We start from the raw sequence: 17,758 nt of genomic DNA on the forward strand, positions 1-17,758 counted from the left end.
CCGTTTCACATGACAACGAAAAAAGAGCCAATTGAAAGGTGTTCAAAGGGAATACGCGGAAGGTATAATAGGGAAGACGAGCATACGGGGAGGGGTCGCGGTGAGGAAGACATTAAAACCAGTCAACAATGTGAATCACTCGCGTAAACAAAATGTAGAATTGCTGAGTGAATCCGAACTGATGCAGTGTATCGAAGATTTGTGTAACAGCAAGGCGGCGGAATTTCGCTATTACGGTTATGAAAATGTGACCGGCGAACAGGTATGGGCGTGCGTGTCGGAGAGCTACCGACGAGGATGGCCCCGACTCAATCGCCTCGTAAACGATATCCTGTCGCTGAAGGCGACCCGATTTATGAACTGGCTGATGGTCAGTGTGTACAAAAGCCCGGACCAATGATCGGTCCGGTTTTTTGCTGTCGGGATAAATTGACATGCATCATTGGAGTTGGGATAATGAGGTGGGTTTCTTTCGAAAATGAAGGAGGAAGCATCTCATGAAAGTTCGCAAGGGGAGATTTATCCTCTTTTGCCTGTTGGTTATCGCCATTCTAGCCACCGTGGCTGCTACCAGTATGGATATTGCGCGGGGGATAACTCTCGGTCTGGATTTGCAGGGTGGCTTTGAGGTGTTGTATGAAGCGAAACCGTTAGAAAAAGGACAACCAATCAATGAACAGGTATTATCCGACGCCTCCAAGGCTGTCAGTCAACGGATCGATGTTCTCGGTGTGACGGAACCACAAATCTCGGTGGAAGGGCAGGATCGCATCCGCGTGCAGCTGGCTGGTGTGGATGATCCAGACCGGGCGCGGGAGATTTTGGGGACGCCTGCGGTGTTGACGTTTCGTGCTCCTGACGGAGAAACGATTTTAATGCGGGGAACGGATCTGGCCCAAGGCGGGTCCCGTTTGGACTACGATGAAAACGGCCGCCCGGTGGTGAGCGTAAAATTTAAGGACAGCAAAAAATTTGCCGATCTAACCAAGGAATATCTCGGGCAACCCGTTCCAATCTATTTGGATGAGAATGAGTTAAGCTCTCCCGTCATTCAAAACGTGATCTCCAATGGACAAGCCCAGATCAGCGGTAACTTTACCCCTGAAGAGGCGCAGGAACTAGCCGATCTGTTAAATGCTGGTGCATTACCGGTGCAACTGGATGAGATTCAGAGCTTTGCCGTTGATTCCAGTCTCGGAGCCGCGTCATTACAGCAGAGTTTGGTGGCGGGGCTGTACGGGATTGCGATCATTTTCATCTTTATCATCGGCTATTACCGCCTGCCTGGTTTTGTGGCGGTAATCACCTTGATTACATATGGGTACTTGGTGTTGTTAACCTTTAATCTACTCCATGTCACCTTAACCTTGCCAGGGATCGCAGCGTTTATCTTAGGCATCGGCATGGCGGTGGACGCCAACATCATTATGTATGAGCGGATCAAAGATGAAATGCGTTTAGGCAAAAGCGTTGCCTCCGCCAATAAATCCGGTTCTCGCCGATCATTTCTCACGATTTTTGATGCTAATGTTACGACCATCATTGCGGCGGGAGTGCTCTTTTATTTTGGAACGGCCGGCGTACGCGGTTTTGCCGTCTCCCTGATCGTGGGGATCGTCGTCAGCTTTCTGGCAGCGGTGGCGCTATCGCGTATCTTGTTGGGCTTGTTGGTTCGCTCCGGCTTGTTTCGACGTCCAGGTTGGTACGGTGTGAAGGAGGATGAGATCGGTGAACTTTAAGTTTGATTTTGTAGGTAAACGAAAGCTCTTTTTCATCCTCTCGGCCACCATTTTGTTGATTGGGATCGCTTCGTTGCTGCTTCAGGGCCTCAACCTGGGTGTCGACTTTGTCAGCGGATCGCGGGTGGATATCAATATCGGACCAGACTTTGACATGGAAAAAGGAAAAGCGGCATTAGAAGAGCTTGGATACGATAATCCCAATATCCGTAAAGCTGGGAATCAGCGGGAACTGCTCGTCTTTCGCACGGATGAGAGTTTAGACCGAGAGAAAGTTAACGCCATCCGTGACCAATTTCAAAAGGAATTTGGGAAACAAGTGGCGGTCAATGAACAGACGGTGGATCCCATCGTTGGGCGTGAGTTGGCCAGAAATGCTTTGATCTCGGTGCTGATTGCATCGGTTGGGATTATTCTGTATGTGACCCTACGGTTTGAATACCGATTTGCCATGGCAGCGGTGGCTGCATTGTTCCACGATGCCTTATTTGTGATCGGGATGTTTTCCCTGTTTCAATGGGAAGTGGATTTGGTGTTTGTGGCGGCGGTATTGACGATTGTGGGGTATTCGGTCAACGATACGATTGTGATCTTTGACCGGATTCGGGAAAATTTTGAGGCAGATAAACCGAAGCGGTGGGAGGAACTGGTGGAGACGGTCAACCGCAGTTTGCGCGAAACGTTAGTTCGCTCCCTCAACACCGGTTTAACCGTGATTTTTGCTGCGGTGGCCCTACTCGTCTTCGGTGGAGAGAGCATACGCTTTTTCTCCCTCGCCCTGGTGTTGGGTTTGATCGCGGGGATCTACTCTTCCATATTTATCGCTAGCCAAATCTGGATTACTTGGAAATGGAAGTCGATGGAACGGGAAAAACGGAAGGCATCTACCGTGACGGAATAACGATAAACGTTTATATTTTTATCATGCTGCGGGAGTTACCCGCAGCTTTCGTTTTGTATCTACCGGTGATCCCAGTGTGCTATAATGAAAAGCGGCAAAGCGAGGTGACCCTAATGCTGCGACCCAAGACGCGCTGGCGTCCTTCCGAAGCGGAAGCGGTACGTGTCGATGAATTGGCGAATTCGCTCAACTTGCATCCATTGGTCGCCCGATTGCTGATCAACCGCGGACTGGACGATGTGGAAAGGGTCCGTCGTTTTTTGCGTGCCAGTGTCCAAGATCTGTATGATCCTTTTTGGCTGGACGGGATGGAACAAGCAGTAAAACGAATTCGCCATGCGTTAGAACAGGGAGAAAAAATTCGCATTTATGGGGATTATGATGCCGATGGTGTCACCAGCACCAGTCTGATGATGCGCGTGTTCCGACGACTGGGAGCAGATGTGGATTATTACATACCCAACCGCTTTACAGAAGGATATGGACTAAACCGAGACGCATTAATCCGTGCGAAGGAGGAAGGCGTCCACCTGATGATTTCCGTCGATACCGGGATCAGTGCGGTGGATCAGGCTGACCATGCAAACAAGCTGGGGTTGGATCTAATCATTACCGATCATCATGAACCGCCGTCGGTTTTACCCCAGGCATTGGCCGTGATTAACCCAAAGAAGCCTGACTGTACGTATCCGTTTTCACAGTTAGCGGGGGTAGGTGTCGCGTTTAAATTGTGTCATGCCCTGTTGGGTGAACCGCCGGAAGAGGGGTGGGAGTTGGTCGCCTTGGGATCAATCGCCGATTTGGTTCCATTGGTGGATGAAAACCGCATTTTGGCGGCACGGGGTTTAGAGGCGATCAATCAGAATCCGTCAACGGGAATGGCTGCCCTGGTGGAAGCCTCTGGCATCGATGGGGAGGTGGCCGCCGGACATGTCGGATTTTCCTTAGGACCCCGCATCAACGCCAGCGGTCGCCTGGATACCGCGGGGCAGGCGGTAGAGCTGATGCTGACGGAGGATTCCGCTGAAGCCGCGCTGATTGCGGAAGAATTGGACCGGATGAATCGGGAGCGGCAACATTTGGTGGAAGCGATCACCGCTGAAGCGGTTGCACTGGTAGAGGAGGAGCCAGAAGCACATCACCGTATGATTGTGGTGGCGGCACCGGGGTGGAATGTCGGGGTGATCGGAATTGTCGCCTCCCGCTTGGTGGAACGCTATTACCGGCCCACGATTGTGCTCGGTATCGATGAAGAGACGGGAATGGCCAAAGGTTCAGCCCGCAGCATTGCTGGGTTTGATATGTATCGTGCCCTGACTGCTTGTGATGAATTGCTGCCGCACTACGGCGGGCACACGATGGCAGCGGGGATGAGTTTGCCGCAGCGTGATTTGGCGCAGTTGCATCAACGGCTGGATCAGTTAGCCAGTGAGTGGTTGACAGAGGAGGATTATATTCCGTTGTCTGCGGTCGATGCGGATCTCACGTTGGGAGAGGTGAATCTTGCCCTGATTGAATCGATCGAAAAACTGGCTCCCTACGGCATTGGCAATCCCACTCCCCGTTTTCGCCTCATCGGTTCCCGTCTGGAGCGAATTCAACGAATTGGCCGCGATAAAAATCATTTAAAGCTGATGTTGGAGCAAGAGGGTTCTTCTCTGGATGCTGTCGGCTTTCGCATGGGGGAATTGGCTGAAGAGTTGATGCCGCAATCCCAACCGGAACTGTTGGGGGAATTGTCCATAAACGAATGGAATCAACGGCGTAATCCGCAATTTTTGGTTCGAGATGTGGCGGTTCCACACCTGCAGATTTTTGATTGGCGCAGCAATCGCGATCAACGGGAGCGGTTGGGCCCGCTGGCGAAACGGCAGGAGACCTTGTTTGTTCATAGTGGAGAGGAACCCCATTGGTGGAAGCGGGATTATGCAGCCACCCTCTTATCCTGGGATCGACTAGATCCAAATCCGTTTACGGATGCTGCGACCGTTCGTTATTTGGTGCTGATCGATTTGCCGCCAGCGGTAGCTGCGATAGAGGGATTATTGCGAGGGTTTGGCCAGTTGGAGCGAATTTACTTTGCCTTTGGTGATGCCGACTGGAATGGCCCTTCCGGCGTACCGGATCGGGAGCATTTTAAAAAATTGTACGGTGCAGTGATGAAAGTGAAGGAATTGCGAATCCCCCGGGATTTGGAACGGCTTGCCCGCATGACGGGACTATCGGCAAAGGGGATTGGATTTATACTTGAAGTATTTCAGGAACTGGGCTTTGTACGCAGGGAAGGAGATTGGTTGCTACTGGTGCCGGAGGCGGAAAAAAAACCGTTGTCCCGCTCAACTCATTATCGACAACAACAAGAATGGGATGAAGTGCAACAGTGTTTGGTCTATTCTTCCACGCGTGATCTATATACGTATATCGCTTCGATCAATCCGAAGCTAGCCCAATCAGGAGGCGAAGAAGCATGGATTTCAAAGATAAAATCCGGGTGATTTCCGATTTTCCACAGCCAGGGGTTCGTTTTAAGGATATTACCACGTTACTCAAAGATGGCCCTGCGTTTCGGGCGGCAATCGATCAGATGGCTGAAAAAATCGAGGATAAACAAGTGGATTTGATCGTGGGGCCGGAGGCTCGCGGTTTTGTGGTTGGAACACCGCTGGCTTATGCGTTGGGGGTTGGGTTTATTCCTGTGCGAAAAACGGGAAAATTACCTGCGGAAACGGTGGAAGCCGGCTATAACCTCGAATATGGAAAAGACCGCTTGGCGATTCACCGTGACGCCATCCAACCGGGACAACGGGTTCTAATCGTGGATGATCTGTTAGCGACCGGTGGCACCATCCAAGCCACTTTAAATCTGGTGAACCAACTGCAAGCGGATGTGGTGGGAGCGGCGTTTATCATTGAGCTTACCTATCTTCAAGGACGGGAGAAGCTGCCTGCGGACTTGGATGTTTTCACATTAGTACAATATTGAGCATTAAACCCCAATCCTGTTGGATTGGGGTTTTTATCTAAAATATGGGAAGGAGAATTGTGTGCGGTCGCGAATTCCACAAGGGGAAGCGTTTACCGGAGGGGTTGGCAGCCTCCATGGAATCATCCGTGTCATCACTCACAACAAGCTGTGTCTGCATCTGTCGGCAGTGTACTCAGTCTTTGACTCCCAGAGGAACATGCGCCACAGAAAGGAGAGAAAAAGGCGTTTTCTCCCAAGATTTCAAGGGTGTTACGCCTGATGCCATGAAAAAAATTTTTGAGGATTTTAAGGTGGAAGATGCGGAAAATCTAGAGGAGCCAGAGCTGCGAATCGCTTTAGTGGGAGTGGGAGCTTGGATCATTCTAGTTGGAGTATATGCGGTCTTGATGAAGATGGAATGGATATCGGGTTTGTAGCCAAGAAATGACCCGTCCAGCGATCAGAAACGGTCGTGGGCGGGTTTGGTTTGTACCTGGGTTTTCGGATCCGTTATCATAAAAATATCTGTTAACATCAAAATAAAAGGCATGTGATGAATTTGGACAGCGAAATGGATTCGGCCACACCAGGGCAGAAGAGGGAAACCCCGTTGATAAGGCCGTGGTTGATGCTTGGTTGGCTGTTAGTGGCACAGGTGGCGATCGCTTTTGCCGGAAGGGGATTGGCTCCGTTAGCGCCATTAATTGAGGTGATTTGGATATTTCCAAAGCGCAAGTGGGGATGTTGCCTGCCGCTTTATTTTTGGGGCAGGCACTGTTTAATCTACCGGCGGGATGGTTGGCCGACCGTTTCGGTTCTCGCCGATTGCTGCTCACACTGGCGGGGTGGTCTGCGATATCCTTTACCCTGGCGGCGACCATGTCGTCTTTTTCTGGCCTATTAGTAAGTGTGATCTTGGGAGGATTCGCCTATGGGGCGATGCATCCTGTCACCAACCGTGGTATACTCGCCTGGTTTGCCCGCAATCGCAGGGGAACTGCGATGGGAATTAAACAGATGGGGATCACCGCCGGATCGGCCTTGTCCGCACTGGTATTGCTGCCCTTGGCTTTAGCTTGGGGATGGCGTTACGCAATGGTGGCAGCAGCTGTGCTGGTTCTGTTGGTGGGAAGCGCCGCCTTTGCCGGTTATCGCGACCCTAGTGGTAATGAGAACAGCTCCCCTGATCGTGGCACGCTTTGGCGCCAGTTGCGTGAGATTTTGCACAATCGTGTTTTGTTGGGCATCAGTTTAGCCTCCTTTGGGCTTAATATGGGCAACCCTTACATTAGAATAGGACGTATTATCGCATGATATTGCCCTTTTTTACGCTAATTCTGTGGATATAACCTTAACTGGATCATTTCGACCGTTTCCATCCCTATCTATAACGATTTCGGAGAACAAGGTCCGGATGATCTGTTTTCTTTCCGTCGCAGTGGCTTGAGGCCAAACCTTCCTTAGATCCTGAATCGCCTCTTTGAACTCCTCAAGGGTTACACGGGGAGTTTCCGGCTGTTTGGTCAGTTTTGTCTTTAACTCTTCTTCCCTTGCTCGATCCTCCTGAGTTCTTTCCTTTAACTCTTCCAGCGTGATGATATCTGCCGCAAACGCCTCCTGCCATTTCCGCCGGCGTCGTTTAATCCGATCCAATTCTGATTCAATTTGTTTAAGGTCCAGCCCTTCCTTTTGATCGGAGGGCATGTTGATTCCTTCCGCTTGCCACTCAACCAATGCATCGAAGAATGAGCGTTCTACTTTCGTTTCCGCAATCCGGGGAAGATCGCATGTTCCATAATTGTGTTGTGTGCCGCATTTATAAAAGATGTATTTCTTCGTTTGATGTTTAAGGCTTTGTCCGATCATATTTCCCCCACAACGGGCACAGGTCAACACGCCGCTGAAAGGATAATCGGAAGTGGCCGCCCGTTTTCCTACTCGTCTATCTTCGATCCGTTTTTGAGTCTCAAGCCATAGGTCCGAGTCGATGAGACGAGGATGGTTGCCCTCCCGGGAGTGTTCCCCGAAACGCAAAACACCAATGTAATATGGATTGGTTAAAATGTATTGGATCTGTGGGTCTTGCCAGTGGTTTCCGCGCCGAGTGGTTATCCCCTCTCTGTTTAAGGCCCTGGAGATGGTGCGAATCCCCTTGGTTTTATACATATCGTAGATGCGTCGGACGATGGCCGATTCGTTCGGATCAGTGACTACTTTCCCGTTTTCATCGGTAGTGTAGCCATAGGGCGCAAAGGTGTGAAGATCTTTCCCCTCCAAGAATTTACGTTCCATTCCCATGCGAACCCGCTCCCCGAGGTTTTCCCGTTCCCACTGGGCCATAGAGCCTACCAAAGTGATAAAAAAGCGACCCATGGCCGTCGTTGTATCAAAAACCTCCGTGACGGATTTAAAGGCGATTTTCTTTTCTTCCAGCAAATTAATCACTAAATGCAGATCCACCACTGAACGGACAAGGCGATCAAGGCGGTATACAACAAGCACATCAAATTGTTTTTCTTTTGCATCCCGGAGCATTTGTTGCATTCCTGGCCGTTCTAAATTCTTGGCGGAATATCCATCATCCTTATAGCTGCCGTCCTCTTCCCACCCTTGAGACTGGATGAATTGACGACAACGGGCAGCCTGAGCTGATAGACTGAACCCTTCTCGGGCTTGTTCATCCGTGCTTACTCGAATATAAGTTCTGGCCCGCATATTTCCTCCTTTAGGCACTATCTTTTTGTCGTTGTTTCTCCTCATTTTTTCGATAGATAGATAAGCATTCCCAAGAGCAAAAATGCAATTCGATCATACGTTCGGAATAACGGATGAACATAGGAACTCATGAGTGCGGGAAATCATTTAGACCAGATAGTTCCTTACGGCACTGATCGCAAACGTGTTTTATCACAGATGAAAGTCCTCCTATAATACGTGTTTTATCTTATATACCTTCAACCGAAAATGTACCATCTCCTCAACCACTCGAAAATGTTCAGCTAAATCCCAGGGAGTATATATACCTCGTCTTACAGCACGTTGAAGCTTGTCCACGGGGAGCAAACGATCACAAGCCCAACGCCATGCACGGTCTTCCCCGCGAATGATCTCTAACTGGTTTTGAAATATCTTGTATGGCCTGGGAAAACCGAAGCCTACAGAGGTGTAATAATGACCGATCTCCTCGGCGATCACGCAGCGGACCAGTGGCACATTCGTCCGAATAGATTCATTGACGCAAATTGCCGGGAAACGTCCACCTGTATAAAATCCTTTCAATTCCGAATTGAATGGACAAAAATGAACTGGAACTCCCAATCGTTTGGCTTCCTTGATCAACTCAAAAGGCATGGTTACACTCCCTCCTAGTATCATCTCCCTTGGAACAATAAACCTGCTTCCTTTGAAGGGGAGCAGGTTATCTATCTCTGTATATATTATTCGAATAAGAACGTTAGTTTGTGTCCACTTCACAAAACTTTTTTCAAAAGTTTCACGTCTGTCTCCAGATCATCCATTCGCTTCTGCAATGAACTCACTGGAGACTGTAGTTCACTCGCAAAGGCTGTTTGTTCTGCGATAGTATCCACCCGATCTTCAATTCGCTCCAGCCTTTTGTTAACCTCATCAAAACGCTTGTCGATCTGATCAAACCTTTGATCCATGTTGTTCAGTTTCTCAAGAATCACGTCTAGTTTGTCACCCACCATATATTCCCCCGTTAATTCCCATATCTTATCCCAATCATTTAATCCGTTTCAACTCTCTTATTTCCGTTTCTTGTTCAAGCGACCGCGTGGCTAAAGCCTCTAAAATGCGGTCTTGTCGTTCCTGCCCCTGTACCAACTGTTGAAGAAGTTCATCCTGTTTATCCTGACTCTCTTTGAGGGAGGCAACGTTTTCCTTAATAAATGCGACTTCCCCCTGAAGATGGCGGGCATCGGATGTCAAGGCCTCCAATTTTGCGTTGGTAACTTCCTGTGCCTCTAAAATTGTCCTCAGCATTCCCTTCGTTTCCTCCATGGTTTATTCTCCTTTCAGCTGTCACGAATAATTCATCAGGGAGTAACGATACCTGGTTTTAATCTTTTCGCTCGTGTCCCCTGGTTTTCCTTCGTTCTTCCCCCTTTCTCCTTATTCATTGTCAGCATCCTCTTTTTCTTTCTTCTTTAACTTCTCTTGTTCCTCCCGGTAACTCTTCGCGATCTTGATTCCCATAATGATATCCCGAACCATCTCTTCTGAAAGCGGTTCCGTAGGATCGCCTGGGCGGCTAGTATATAGATCCGTAATTCCTTCTTCTCTAGCTAGTTTCTCAAGTTCCCGCCATGCTTGGGAGTAGCTATCGTTCTCTGGATTGGGGTTATCTGTGCGGCCTAGCAAGTAATCAGTTGACGTGTTATAAAAATCAGCAAATTTTTGCAAGGTTTCAGTATCAGGTTCGCTTCTACCATTTTCGTAATGAGAATATCTCGCTCTTGTTAGCCCTAAATGTTTTGCAATATCCTCTTGAGTTCTTTTACCCCTAAGCAACTTTAACCTTTGTCCGAGCATGTTCAATATAATTCCTTTCAGTTTAGCATGTAATTTACAGATAAATTCTTGACCTTACCTACTAGTATAGATACAAAACTTATCGCTGAAAACAAATGATAAGAAAAGTATCAAAAACATATTGACGATACATTTATTATCTATTATGATGAAATCAGCGATAAAATTTGTATCAAAATTGGAGGTGATCCAATGACCAGAGATAGATTAATTCAAGAACGATTGAACAGAAATCTAACCCAAAAAGAAGTTGCTGAAATGATGAGCATTTCAGAGGTTTTCGTCCGGAAAATTGAGAAAAGGAAAGCGAATCCAGGACGAAAGACTATGCTAAAGTTTGAAAAACTATATGGCGTTAGTGAAAGAAGTCTATTCCCTGATCTTTTTCATGTAAATATTGATACAAAATGTATCGGACAATTAAAACCCACTGGTACAGAAAGGAGCTAATTGACATGCCAAAACTTAAGCCGGGTGAGAAGATCATTGTCCCTCGATCAAAGGTCCAGGAAATCGCTCCTATAGTCATGCAGATTCTTTTACGGATCAAACAAGAAGAGCAGCAAAAGGAGCAGGAGGCGATCAACTCATAAACCCGATGGATTCACAAGCCCTCAATCAGTTTAAACGGAAATGGAAGCTGAGTCATCAAAAAATTGCGAGGAGTGGGAATAATGTGGGCGGTCCATCAGCGGATGGCAGAACTTTGGACGATCCAGCAACGACAAGGGCTATCCCCTGAGCAAATCACCGAAATGGCGCACTGTCTGAAAGTCAATGTTCAACGGGCTTGGCGGATTGCGTTTCTGATGGAATGCAGCTACCTGGCACACACGACGAACGATGTGGAGTGGCAATTTGAGATTTGCGCAGAGCTTGAAAAGTTGGGCGAAACCACACCGAGATAAGGGAGGATGAAAAATTGAAAACTGAGCAATGGAACGGTTACGAAATCCGGTTCGTGGAAGTGGAAGGCGAGTGGTGGGCGGTTGCGAAGGATATTGCGGAAGCGTTGGGGTACAGAAATGCACCGGATATGACCCGGAACTTAGGAGACGACGAAAAAGGTTTTACGCAGATTGTGCGTAGTACCCAAGGCGGAAATCCAAATGTAAGTATCATTTCAGAGTTTGGCATATATGAAGCGATCTTAAACAGTCGTCGTAAAGAAGCCAAAGCGTTCAAAAAATGGGTCAAGCAAATAATCAAGGAGTTACGCCATCAATCCGGTTTAGAAGGATTCCAAGTCTTCCGCATGATGGACAAAGACCATCAGAAAAAGGCGATGGGCGTTATCAAACAAACATTGGGCATCCAAGCAGAAGAAAAACACTACATCAAGGCTAACACCGTAGCGAATAAAGCGATCTCCAACAAACACGGCATTCCAAAGATGATCAAAAAAGGCGATATGACGCCGGAGATGTTGAAAGAACGGCAACCGATCTTAGAGGAAGCGGCACAGCTTACCGCCATCAAGGAAGCGTTTGGGCTGGATATATCGGTATCTGATGCGATCTATAAGAAGTGGAGCAAGGATGTCCATTAAGTGGACACCCCCTGAAGGGAGGTGAAAAAGGTGGAATGGTTTGAACCGGTGATCCTGGAGGACGGGGAAAGACCCCTAGAATCACAAGAACTGTACGAAGCGATGATGTACCTGGCACACGTACACGACGAATAAGGGGGGTGATCGAGTGGGGGATAAACTTTACGGTCATGTTGATGTAGGTTACCCGGTTCCAAAGGAACAGCCGGACACGGAGCAGCCAGAAAAAGAAAAAGTCGGTGATCAAAAATCAGAAGCGATCACCGACCTTTTCCGAAGCTTTATCGGCAGTGCACCACCACTGGCCGATAAATAAAACAAACCAACCTACTCCCAGCTTACCGTATTGATGGACTGGGAGCAACCCAAGGAGAGATCGGAATGGAACTACTGGAGCACAAGAAAGAGATTGCAGGCTGTTACCTGATGCATACGGCCAAGGTGAAAACGGCTGAACCACTGATGATCGATTTCAAGCCTGACGTAGAGATTCTAGCCGTCAACGCGGCCATCAAAGCAGGATACCACCCGGCGGGATATTTTCTCTATAACCCGCAGGCTACGGAAATAGATGAGTGTCTTTATCTGATCAAATGGGAATCCGCGAAAAGCTGCAGTTGAAGGAGAGGGCAAAAATGCGAACAAGCGATAACATCGATGAAATCTGTAAAGCATTGGTCGGCTTCCATTCGGAAGTCGGCCGGATCGCAAAAGATGGAACCAACCCACACCTGAAAAATCGGTATGCCACCATTGACGCAATCATGGAAGAAATACGCCCAGCTCTTGCAAAACACGGGCTGTTTGTAATGCAGCTCCCCACGAATCTGGATGACGGATCGATCCGGTTGGTGACACGCCTTTATCACCAATCCGGTCAACTGATGGAGTCCGACCCGATCATAGTAAAGCCACAAAAGAATGATGCGCAGGGGATCGGATCAGCGGTGACATATGCACGACGTTACAGCTTAACCTCCTTCCTTAGTCTCAGTACAGGAGACGACGATGACGGACATGCGGCAAGTGCTCCCACGACACCGACGCCACAAGGGAACGGTCAGGGAGCGCCTAGAGCAACACAAGGAAACCGCCAGCGTCTCGCTAGTGAATTGCAAATAAAAAAGATCATGGCAACGGTTAACCAAGTGGGTATCACTGATGAAGCACTTAAAAAATACATGATGCGCGAATATGGCAAACGATCCAAGAAGGAGTTAACCACCAATGAAGCCAGCGCGCTGATCAAAATGCTTGAGGGATATCAAGGAGGCGGTGGCGATCAGCAAACGGCCAAGGGTTGACGTAGACGACTGGGGCGGCATCGTATACGGCCGGCACGCTGGCGAAGTCCTGGAGTCTACACCGGACGAGGACGGGCGTTGGAGTATCTACCCACAGCGCCACCCCTCCAGGGTGATATACCGCTGGATGAGCAAGAGACAAGCAAAACGAGCGATAAAACAACATTTTCAGGAGGGTGATCGATAATGCTCCACTTTTGGCAAGAGGTTGTAAACCACGAAGAGGACTTGAAAGCGCACCGGGAACTGTACGCCGAGGTAACGCGGAGTTATGCCTATTACCAAACTATCGGCGATCATAAGCGAGCGATGGCACGACTTGAGGAAATCGCATGGCGGGCACGGGAGATCCAGCGACTTGAGCGGATTGTCGAACGGAAGCAAGCTGCCAGACAGAAGGCGCGGGAGTTTATGGCTGGGGCTTGATGCCCTGGCACATCAAGGAGGGGAAAACGATGGAAACACGGATTGTGACGATTACGAACAGGGATTGGTTCCGTGGAACAAAGGTTGTTGAAGTTGAGTGGAAATGCCCGACCTGCGGGGAACCGATGGGAGAGCCAAAGTTAAGGCGATTTTGCGAAGACGGCGAATGGTACGACGTACATGTTTGGGATAACGAATGCGGACACATCGCGAAGTACAGGCATTTGAAAATTGTAAATGGATGACAGGCCAGCCAGGGGCCACAATCCCGGCACACAAACAAAGGAGGAATCATGATGCGGATTATTCCTGAATTGCACGATTTCATTCTAGTGAGAGATAGCGAGTATGACGTTTGGGAGGAAGGAATTGTGGTCGAAGTTAACGGGAAAGCAAGCGACCCTGAGATATCCATGTCTGTGGTTATTGTCGAAGAAGGGGAAGACAAAGGGCGCATGTTGCACATTGATGATGTCGAACTACGTCACGGAGTGACCTGGGTCATTTCGGAAGATGCGTGGGATGCTCTGGTCGAAGCAAGGTTATGTAAGGAGAAGTCCGGGGATTAATCCCCGGACTCAACCCAAAGGAGGCGGCAGGGTGATGGAACAGATAAAACTGTTCAGCGATCACATCTTTGCACCACTGGAACAGAACGAAATGCGGCGGGTATTCGGGCCAGGGCCGGACGGAGCACGATGTAAGACATGTCAACACTTGATAAAGAAAGTACAGGGCGGAGCTTATCTAAAATGCGGTTTGCGGCTAAATACTAACGGAGCGGAGACAGACCACCGCGCAGGCTGGAAGGCTTGCGCGAAATTTGAGGAGGCCGACAAATGAACGGGTCCGAGAGTGGCGTGATGAATGAACATGTACCCTGCCCCTACTGCTGGGGTAAACGGAAAGGTTGTCGGAAATGTAAGGGAGGCGGGAGAGTGGAGAAGGTTGACCTGTTGAATGAGACCTTTACTGCCCAACCGGGGAACATATGGGTTTTCACGGATGCGGGACGACGACGCTATGTGACCGCCTGCAAGATAAGGGGGGAAGAGCCAGGGAACTATCGGATTCCCGGTACTCCGGTCTATCAGGATATCCCCGTGGCGGATGTTATGCGGGAGAAATATAAAATGTTCGTTCCATCTTTGTGGGTGGCTAAGGGATACGTAAAGGAGGCGGCAGGCGGTGAAGATCACATTTGAGACTCGACGGGAGTCCTACGACGCGATCTTGGAGACATTGAACACTCGGCAGACGGTAGTGTTGCAGGAGTTACAGCGGTGTCCCCGGCTCACCGCCAATGAGCTGGCAATGAGGCTATGGCGGAAGGGAGCAATACGCACACCGGAACGAAACGCCGTTCAGCCCCGACTAACAGAGTTGGTACAGGATGGCCGGGTGGCAACGGTGGGAAAACGGACCTGCAGCATCAGCGGGAAGAAGTGCGCGGTATACGTCACCGTGGATGAGCAACCGGAACAGGGATAATTATTCTAGGGGGCGCTGGCCGTCCCCTCCCATGGGGGTGGGAGAGTGGCAAGACCCAAAAAAGAGGGGATGGATTACTTTCCTCATGATACTGACGCTGTGAATGACGAAAAAATAGAAGCGTTAAGGATGCTATACGGGAATGACGGTTACGCCTTCTACTTTATATTGCTGGAGAGAATTTACAGAACCAATGATTTTGAACTAGACATTTCTGACACAGAAACGATGCAGATACTTTGCCGAAAGGTAGATGTAACGCCGGAGAAATTCAACAGCATGTTGGAAACAAGTTTGAAGTGGGGTTGCTTTGATCGGGAGAGTTACGAAAAAAGAGGGGTCTTAACGTCAAGTGGCATCAAGAAACGGGCTGATGTAGTCGTTCAAAAGCGCGTCAAAATGCGGAAAAAGTACCGTCAAAGCAAGGAGGAAGTTTCTGAAGCACAAAGCAAGGAGGAAGTTTCTACTTCAGAAACTACCCAAGAAACCGAGGCAGAAACGCCACAAAGAAAAGAAAAGAAAAGTAAAGGAAAGAAAAGTATAAAAGATAATCGTCGTAAATACGCCGATGATTCCCCATACATCAAAATGGTTCACTATCTTCTTGAAAAGATACAAGCTTGGAAGCCTGATTATGTCTTCAGGGGATCAGAACAGACATGGGCGGACGACTTCCGCAAGATGCACGAGATCGACAAACGAAGTAAAGAGGATATACGGAACGTGATCGATTGGGCAACAAATGACCCATTCTGGCAAACCAATATCTTGTCGGCCAAGAAACTTCGGGAGAAATTCGACACGCTACAGGCACAGATGAACAAAAAGGTAGTTCCTTATCACCCACGAGGAGGTAACAACATTGCAACGCATGGGAACGTACATGGACGAGATCGAGAGACGAATCCAATTGATCCGCCAGCATCAAACAGCCCATTCGCCGGAATCATCAAAACCCCAGTTTAGGTGTGAGAAGTGTAAGGATAGTGAATGGATCTGGACGGGGTGGGAGGCTGCCCGCCCTTGTGAATGCCAAGAGAAACGAAAATACGAGCGGCGGCTTAACTACGCTATGATTCCTGATGATTTCAAAGAGTGCAATCTTGAGGATTACGTCCAACAAACACCGATGCAGAAAGCGATGTTTGATCACGTTGTTAGTTACCTAGAAGAGTTTGATTTGATCCGTGATTCAAAAATAAACAGCTTAGGATTTATAGCAAAGTATGGGGAGACACGAATAAAAGAAATGCGTGTCTCAAAGCACGATCCAAAATACAACTCCTTTGGGTTAGGAAAAACACATCTTAAAATTGGTGCAGCAAAGTGGCTAATTGATAAGGGGCATTCCGTCATGATTGTCAAGGATGTGGCGTTAATGGATGACCTCATGAATGCGCGAATGATGGATGACGGCGGCGAGGAATATAACCGGATTCTATCACGGGTCTTAAACGCTCCTGTACTCGTTTGGGATGACCTGGGGAAGAGCAATCCGACGCAGGCAAAGGAGCGGCTATACTTCCACATTTTTAACGAGCGCTCCCAGGCAAGACGACCGATTGTGTATAGCAGCAATGAAGACATGGAAACCTTATCTGATCGGATTGGTGGTGCAGCAGTCAGCCGTTTGGTGGGGATGAGCGGAAAATACCTCATGGCTACAGTCGGGAATGATTACCGAATTAAGGCGGTGAGCTAGTCGTTGGGTGAACGGATGAGCAATGCTACGGCTTATAAAGGGCGGCGGGATTATATTGCATGTGATGACCTTGATTTTGGTTGGACACAGCAGGAACTACACATCTTCCGCGAGATGTGGGAAAAAGGAAAACCCGGCTACGAGATAGCGAAGACGCTAAAACGCAGCCGGGATGAAATAGGCATTCTTATTATAGACCAAACACGGCAAGGAATGATATCCCCTCGTAAAGGTGGATGGTTCGGGATCGAAACGAGAGGAGAAACAATATGACGAACAGGATTAACCCAGTCAAATGGGTAACCGATCAACATGGACAAGTTGTATACCTTTGCGACGGTACGGTACTGGTGGACATGAGGGGAGTGTTAGGAAGCGGTCGGAATGTAGCGAGTGCCATGCGGGATCGGGAGCGAAATATGGGGCGGCAGCGGAAGGGCAAACGAGCATGAGAGGGGCAGTGATCCAGATAGAGGTGCCGGGGATTCCACCATCACTTAATCAAATGCGGAACATGCACTATTACAAGCTAAACCGTGTTAAACGGGAATGGGCCAGATTGATCTCCATTGTATCGGCGGCAAGAAGACCATCCAAGCCGTTTGAACGGGTGGTAGTGACTCTGACCTATCATTTTCCTGATAAGCGGCGGAGAGACCCCGACAACTACAGCGGCAAGTTTATCATGGATGCCTTGGTCGATATGGGGTTTCTGATAGATGACAGCTTTGATCATGTGGAGTTACGGCACCGAAAGGGAGAATCGGACAAGCACAACCCGCGGGTGATTATCACCATAGAGGAAGAGGGGGCTAAAACAACATGAAACGACGGCGAAGGATGTATGTACTGTCTGAACTAGAGCGGCCAGTGCTAACAAAAAAGGTTACCGTTTCTTACGAAAACCGTTGCCCTTATTGTGGTGAAGATCGAATCGAAAATATTCAGCGTTTGCGGAATGGCTGGGTACGGTGTAGTGGTGATGCAGGCTGCGGGAAAATCTATCAATGGAAGACGGTTGAAGATCGGACAATCTATGAAATCCTGATGGAAGGAGCGGTGGGAAGATGAAAGCGAATCAAAAGCCGTAGATGTCGAAAACGCGTACAAGAGGAAAAGATAACGGT

The 17,758-nt window shown here is 48.8% G+C and carries 29 protein-coding genes and 1 pseudogene; 25 read left to right on the forward strand and 5 right to left on the reverse strand.

Annotation, left to right across the window (positions count from 1 at the left end; genetic code table 11):
* Positions 1-100: 100 nt before the first annotated feature.
* The 7 genes from C8J48_RS04490 (at position 101) to C8J48_RS04510 (ending at position 6,919) form a co-directional block, all read left to right on the forward strand.
* Positions 101-400, forward strand: coding sequence for a post-transcriptional regulator (locus tag C8J48_RS04490; RefSeq protein WP_342748220.1), 300 nt, complete (start codon positions 101-103; stop codon positions 398-400).
* Positions 401-497: 97 nt separating this feature from the next.
* Positions 498-1,739 (forward strand): protein translocase subunit SecD, encoded by a 1,242-nt coding sequence (secD, locus tag C8J48_RS19040; protein WP_245891060.1) that lies wholly within the window; start codon positions 498-500, stop codon positions 1,737-1,739.
* A complete protein-coding gene (gene secF, locus C8J48_RS19045) occupies positions 1,729-2,640 on the forward strand; it encodes a protein translocase subunit SecF (protein WP_245891061.1) in 912 nt (303 codons plus the stop codon). The genes secD and secF overlap by 11 nt, the downstream gene beginning before the upstream one ends.
* Positions 2,589-5,135, forward strand: coding sequence for a single-stranded-DNA-specific exonuclease RecJ (recJ, locus tag C8J48_RS04500; RefSeq protein WP_245891062.1), 2,547 nt, complete (start codon positions 2,589-2,591; stop codon positions 5,133-5,135). Before secF ends, recJ begins: the two co-directional genes overlap by 52 nt.
* A complete protein-coding gene (locus C8J48_RS04505; RefSeq protein WP_107725151.1) occupies positions 5,108-5,623 on the forward strand; it encodes an adenine phosphoribosyltransferase in 516 nt (171 codons plus the stop codon). The genes recJ and C8J48_RS04505 overlap by 28 nt, the downstream gene beginning before the upstream one ends.
* Positions 5,624-5,889: 266 nt before the next feature.
* Positions 5,890-6,042, forward strand: coding sequence for a hypothetical protein (locus C8J48_RS18640; RefSeq protein ID WP_170105155.1), 153 nt, complete (start codon positions 5,890-5,892; stop codon positions 6,040-6,042).
* 277 nt (positions 6,043-6,319) lie between these two features.
* Positions 6,320-6,919, forward strand: coding sequence for an MFS transporter (locus C8J48_RS04510; RefSeq protein ID WP_107725152.1), 600 nt, complete (start codon positions 6,320-6,322; stop codon positions 6,917-6,919).
* Positions 6,920-6,931: 12 nt separating this feature from the next.
* Here the strand turns inward: C8J48_RS04510 and C8J48_RS04515 are convergent, their stop codons facing one another.
* From C8J48_RS04515 to C8J48_RS19325, 5 genes and pseudogenes are all read right to left on the reverse strand, one after another.
* Positions 6,932-8,320, reverse strand: coding sequence for a recombinase family protein (locus C8J48_RS04515; protein ID WP_170105157.1), 1,389 nt, complete (start codon positions 8,318-8,320; stop codon positions 6,932-6,934).
* 210 nt (positions 8,321-8,530) lie between these two features.
* Entirely contained in the window at positions 8,531-8,956 is a 426-nt protein-coding gene (locus C8J48_RS04520; protein ID WP_170105159.1) for an ImmA/IrrE family metallo-endopeptidase, read from the reverse strand.
* 119 nt (positions 8,957-9,075) lie between these two features.
* Positions 9,076-9,312 (reverse strand): hypothetical protein, encoded by a 237-nt coding sequence (locus C8J48_RS04525; RefSeq protein ID WP_146160443.1) that lies wholly within the window; start codon positions 9,310-9,312, stop codon positions 9,076-9,078.
* Positions 9,313-9,349: 37 nt separating this feature from the next.
* Positions 9,350-9,610: a hypothetical protein gene (locus tag C8J48_RS04530; RefSeq protein ID WP_245891063.1), complete on the reverse strand. Its 261-nt coding sequence runs from the start codon at positions 9,608-9,610 to the stop codon at positions 9,350-9,352.
* Positions 9,611-9,978: 368 nt separating this feature from the next.
* Positions 9,979-10,159 (reverse strand): annotated as a pseudogene (locus tag C8J48_RS19325) (helix-turn-helix domain-containing protein); the annotation flags it as partial.
* Positions 10,160-10,351: 192 nt separating this feature from the next.
* Here C8J48_RS19325 and C8J48_RS04540 point away from each other — a divergent pair.
* The 18 genes from C8J48_RS04540 (at position 10,352) to C8J48_RS04625 (ending at position 17,702) form a co-directional block, all read left to right on the forward strand.
* Complete coding sequence (locus tag C8J48_RS04540; protein WP_107725158.1) at positions 10,352-10,609, forward strand: helix-turn-helix transcriptional regulator; 258 nt, start codon at positions 10,352-10,354, stop codon at positions 10,607-10,609.
* A gap of 224 nt (positions 10,610-10,833) precedes the next feature.
* On the forward strand, positions 10,834-11,067 hold the full coding sequence (locus C8J48_RS04545) for a DUF7667 family protein (RefSeq protein ID WP_107725159.1): 234 nt from the start codon (positions 10,834-10,836) through the stop codon (positions 11,065-11,067).
* A gap of 14 nt (positions 11,068-11,081) precedes the next feature.
* Positions 11,082-11,708 carry a BRO-N domain-containing protein gene (locus C8J48_RS04550; protein WP_107725160.1) on the forward strand — a complete coding sequence of 209 codons (627 nt, stop codon included), beginning with the start codon at positions 11,082-11,084 and terminating at the stop codon, positions 11,706-11,708.
* A gap of 148 nt (positions 11,709-11,856) precedes the next feature.
* A complete protein-coding gene (locus C8J48_RS18645) occupies positions 11,857-12,024 on the forward strand; it encodes a hypothetical protein (protein ID WP_170105161.1) in 168 nt (55 codons plus the stop codon).
* A 65-nt stretch (positions 12,025-12,089) separates the two neighbouring features.
* On the forward strand, positions 12,090-12,329 hold the full coding sequence (locus C8J48_RS04555) for a hypothetical protein (RefSeq protein ID WP_107725161.1): 240 nt from the start codon (positions 12,090-12,092) through the stop codon (positions 12,327-12,329).
* A gap of 14 nt (positions 12,330-12,343) precedes the next feature.
* Complete coding sequence (locus tag C8J48_RS04560; protein ID WP_170105163.1) at positions 12,344-13,012, forward strand: ERF family protein; 669 nt, start codon at positions 12,344-12,346, stop codon at positions 13,010-13,012.
* Entirely contained in the window at positions 12,984-13,199 is a 216-nt protein-coding gene (locus tag C8J48_RS04565; protein ID WP_107725163.1) for a hypothetical protein, read from the forward strand. Before C8J48_RS04560 ends, C8J48_RS04565 begins: the two co-directional genes overlap by 29 nt.
* Positions 13,199-13,438, forward strand: a complete 240-nt coding sequence (locus C8J48_RS04570; protein WP_107725164.1) for a hypothetical protein — start codon at positions 13,199-13,201, stop codon at positions 13,436-13,438. Before C8J48_RS04565 ends, C8J48_RS04570 begins: the two co-directional genes overlap by 1 nt.
* 29 nt (positions 13,439-13,467) lie before the next feature.
* Positions 13,468-13,683: a hypothetical protein gene (locus tag C8J48_RS04575; RefSeq protein WP_107725165.1), complete on the forward strand. Its 216-nt coding sequence runs from the start codon at positions 13,468-13,470 to the stop codon at positions 13,681-13,683.
* 51 nt (positions 13,684-13,734) lie between these two features.
* On the forward strand, positions 13,735-14,007 hold the full coding sequence (locus C8J48_RS04580; protein ID WP_107725166.1) for a hypothetical protein: 273 nt from the start codon (positions 13,735-13,737) through the stop codon (positions 14,005-14,007).
* A gap of 270 nt (positions 14,008-14,277) precedes the next feature.
* On the forward strand, positions 14,278-14,643 hold the full coding sequence (locus C8J48_RS04590; protein WP_107725168.1) for a hypothetical protein: 366 nt from the start codon (positions 14,278-14,280) through the stop codon (positions 14,641-14,643).
* Entirely contained in the window at positions 14,627-14,929 is a 303-nt protein-coding gene (locus tag C8J48_RS04595; RefSeq protein ID WP_107725169.1) for a hypothetical protein, read from the forward strand. Before C8J48_RS04590 ends, C8J48_RS04595 begins: the two co-directional genes overlap by 17 nt.
* A gap of 45 nt (positions 14,930-14,974) precedes the next feature.
* Positions 14,975-15,895, forward strand: a complete 921-nt coding sequence (locus tag C8J48_RS04600) for a DUF4373 domain-containing protein (protein WP_107725170.1) — start codon at positions 14,975-14,977, stop codon at positions 15,893-15,895.
* A 106-nt stretch (positions 15,896-16,001) separates the two neighbouring features.
* Positions 16,002-16,631, forward strand: a complete 630-nt coding sequence (locus C8J48_RS04605; protein WP_107725171.1) for an ATP-binding protein — start codon at positions 16,002-16,004, stop codon at positions 16,629-16,631.
* A 3-nt stretch (positions 16,632-16,634) separates the two neighbouring features.
* Entirely contained in the window at positions 16,635-16,904 is a 270-nt protein-coding gene (locus C8J48_RS04610; RefSeq protein ID WP_107725172.1) for a helix-turn-helix domain containing protein, read from the forward strand.
* A complete protein-coding gene (locus tag C8J48_RS04615; protein WP_107725173.1) occupies positions 16,901-17,083 on the forward strand; it encodes a hypothetical protein in 183 nt (60 codons plus the stop codon). Before C8J48_RS04610 ends, C8J48_RS04615 begins: the two co-directional genes overlap by 4 nt.
* Positions 17,080-17,457, forward strand: coding sequence for a RusA family crossover junction endodeoxyribonuclease (locus C8J48_RS04620; RefSeq protein WP_107725174.1), 378 nt, complete (start codon positions 17,080-17,082; stop codon positions 17,455-17,457). The genes C8J48_RS04615 and C8J48_RS04620 overlap by 4 nt, the downstream gene beginning before the upstream one ends.
* The gene (locus C8J48_RS04625) at positions 17,454-17,702 is read left to right on the forward strand and encodes a hypothetical protein (protein ID WP_107725175.1); all 249 of its coding nucleotides are present in this window, start codon (positions 17,454-17,456) and stop codon (positions 17,700-17,702) included. The genes C8J48_RS04620 and C8J48_RS04625 overlap by 4 nt, the downstream gene beginning before the upstream one ends.
* Positions 17,703-17,758 lie beyond the last annotated feature (56 nt).

The organism is Desmospora activa DSM 45169 (assembly GCF_003046315.1).
GTDB lineage: Bacteria > Bacillota > Bacilli > Thermoactinomycetales > DSM-45169 > Desmospora > Desmospora activa.

Coding starts and splice junctions, on each gene's coding strand:
- C8J48_RS04560 (WP_170105163.1), top strand. CDS start 12,344: ATGCGAACAAGCGATAACATCGATGAAATCTGTAAAGCATTGGTCGGC.
- C8J48_RS04545 (WP_107725159.1), top strand. CDS start 10,834: ATGTGGGCGGTCCATCAGCGGATGGCAGAACTTTGGACGATCCAGCAA.
- C8J48_RS04590 (WP_107725168.1), top strand. CDS start 14,278: ATGAACGGGTCCGAGAGTGGCGTGATGAATGAACATGTACCCTGCCCC.
- C8J48_RS04540 (WP_107725158.1), top strand. CDS start 10,352: ATGACCAGAGATAGATTAATTCAAGAACGATTGAACAGAAATCTAACC.
- C8J48_RS04555 (WP_107725161.1), top strand. CDS start 12,090: ATGGAACTACTGGAGCACAAGAAAGAGATTGCAGGCTGTTACCTGATG.
- C8J48_RS04625 (WP_107725175.1), top strand. CDS start 17,454: ATGAAACGACGGCGAAGGATGTATGTACTGTCTGAACTAGAGCGGCCA.
- C8J48_RS04520 (WP_170105159.1), bottom strand. CDS start 8,956: ATGCCTTTTGAGTTGATCAAGGAAGCCAAACGATTGGGAGTTCCAGTT.
- C8J48_RS04530 (WP_245891063.1), bottom strand. CDS start 9,610: ATGCTGAGGACAATTTTAGAGGCACAGGAAGTTACCAACGCAAAATTG.
- C8J48_RS18640 (WP_170105155.1), top strand. CDS start 5,890: ATGAAAAAAATTTTTGAGGATTTTAAGGTGGAAGATGCGGAAAATCTA.
- recJ (WP_245891062.1), top strand. CDS start 2,589: ATGGAAGTCGATGGAACGGGAAAAACGGAAGGCATCTACCGTGACGGA.
- C8J48_RS04515 (WP_170105157.1), bottom strand. CDS start 8,320: ATGCGGGCCAGAACTTATATTCGAGTAAGCACGGATGAACAAGCCCGA.
- C8J48_RS04615 (WP_107725173.1), top strand. CDS start 16,901: ATGACGAACAGGATTAACCCAGTCAAATGGGTAACCGATCAACATGGA.
- C8J48_RS04580 (WP_107725166.1), top strand. CDS start 13,735: ATGCGGATTATTCCTGAATTGCACGATTTCATTCTAGTGAGAGATAGC.
- C8J48_RS04505 (WP_107725151.1), top strand. CDS start 5,108: ATGGATTTCAAAGATAAAATCCGGGTGATTTCCGATTTTCCACAGCCA.
- secD (WP_245891060.1), top strand. CDS start 498: ATGAAAGTTCGCAAGGGGAGATTTATCCTCTTTTGCCTGTTGGTTATC.
- C8J48_RS04605 (WP_107725171.1), top strand. CDS start 16,002: ATGATTCCTGATGATTTCAAAGAGTGCAATCTTGAGGATTACGTCCAA.
- C8J48_RS04575 (WP_107725165.1), top strand. CDS start 13,468: ATGGAAACACGGATTGTGACGATTACGAACAGGGATTGGTTCCGTGGA.
- C8J48_RS04620 (WP_107725174.1), top strand. CDS start 17,080: ATGAGAGGGGCAGTGATCCAGATAGAGGTGCCGGGGATTCCACCATCA.
- C8J48_RS04570 (WP_107725164.1), top strand. CDS start 13,199: ATGCTCCACTTTTGGCAAGAGGTTGTAAACCACGAAGAGGACTTGAAA.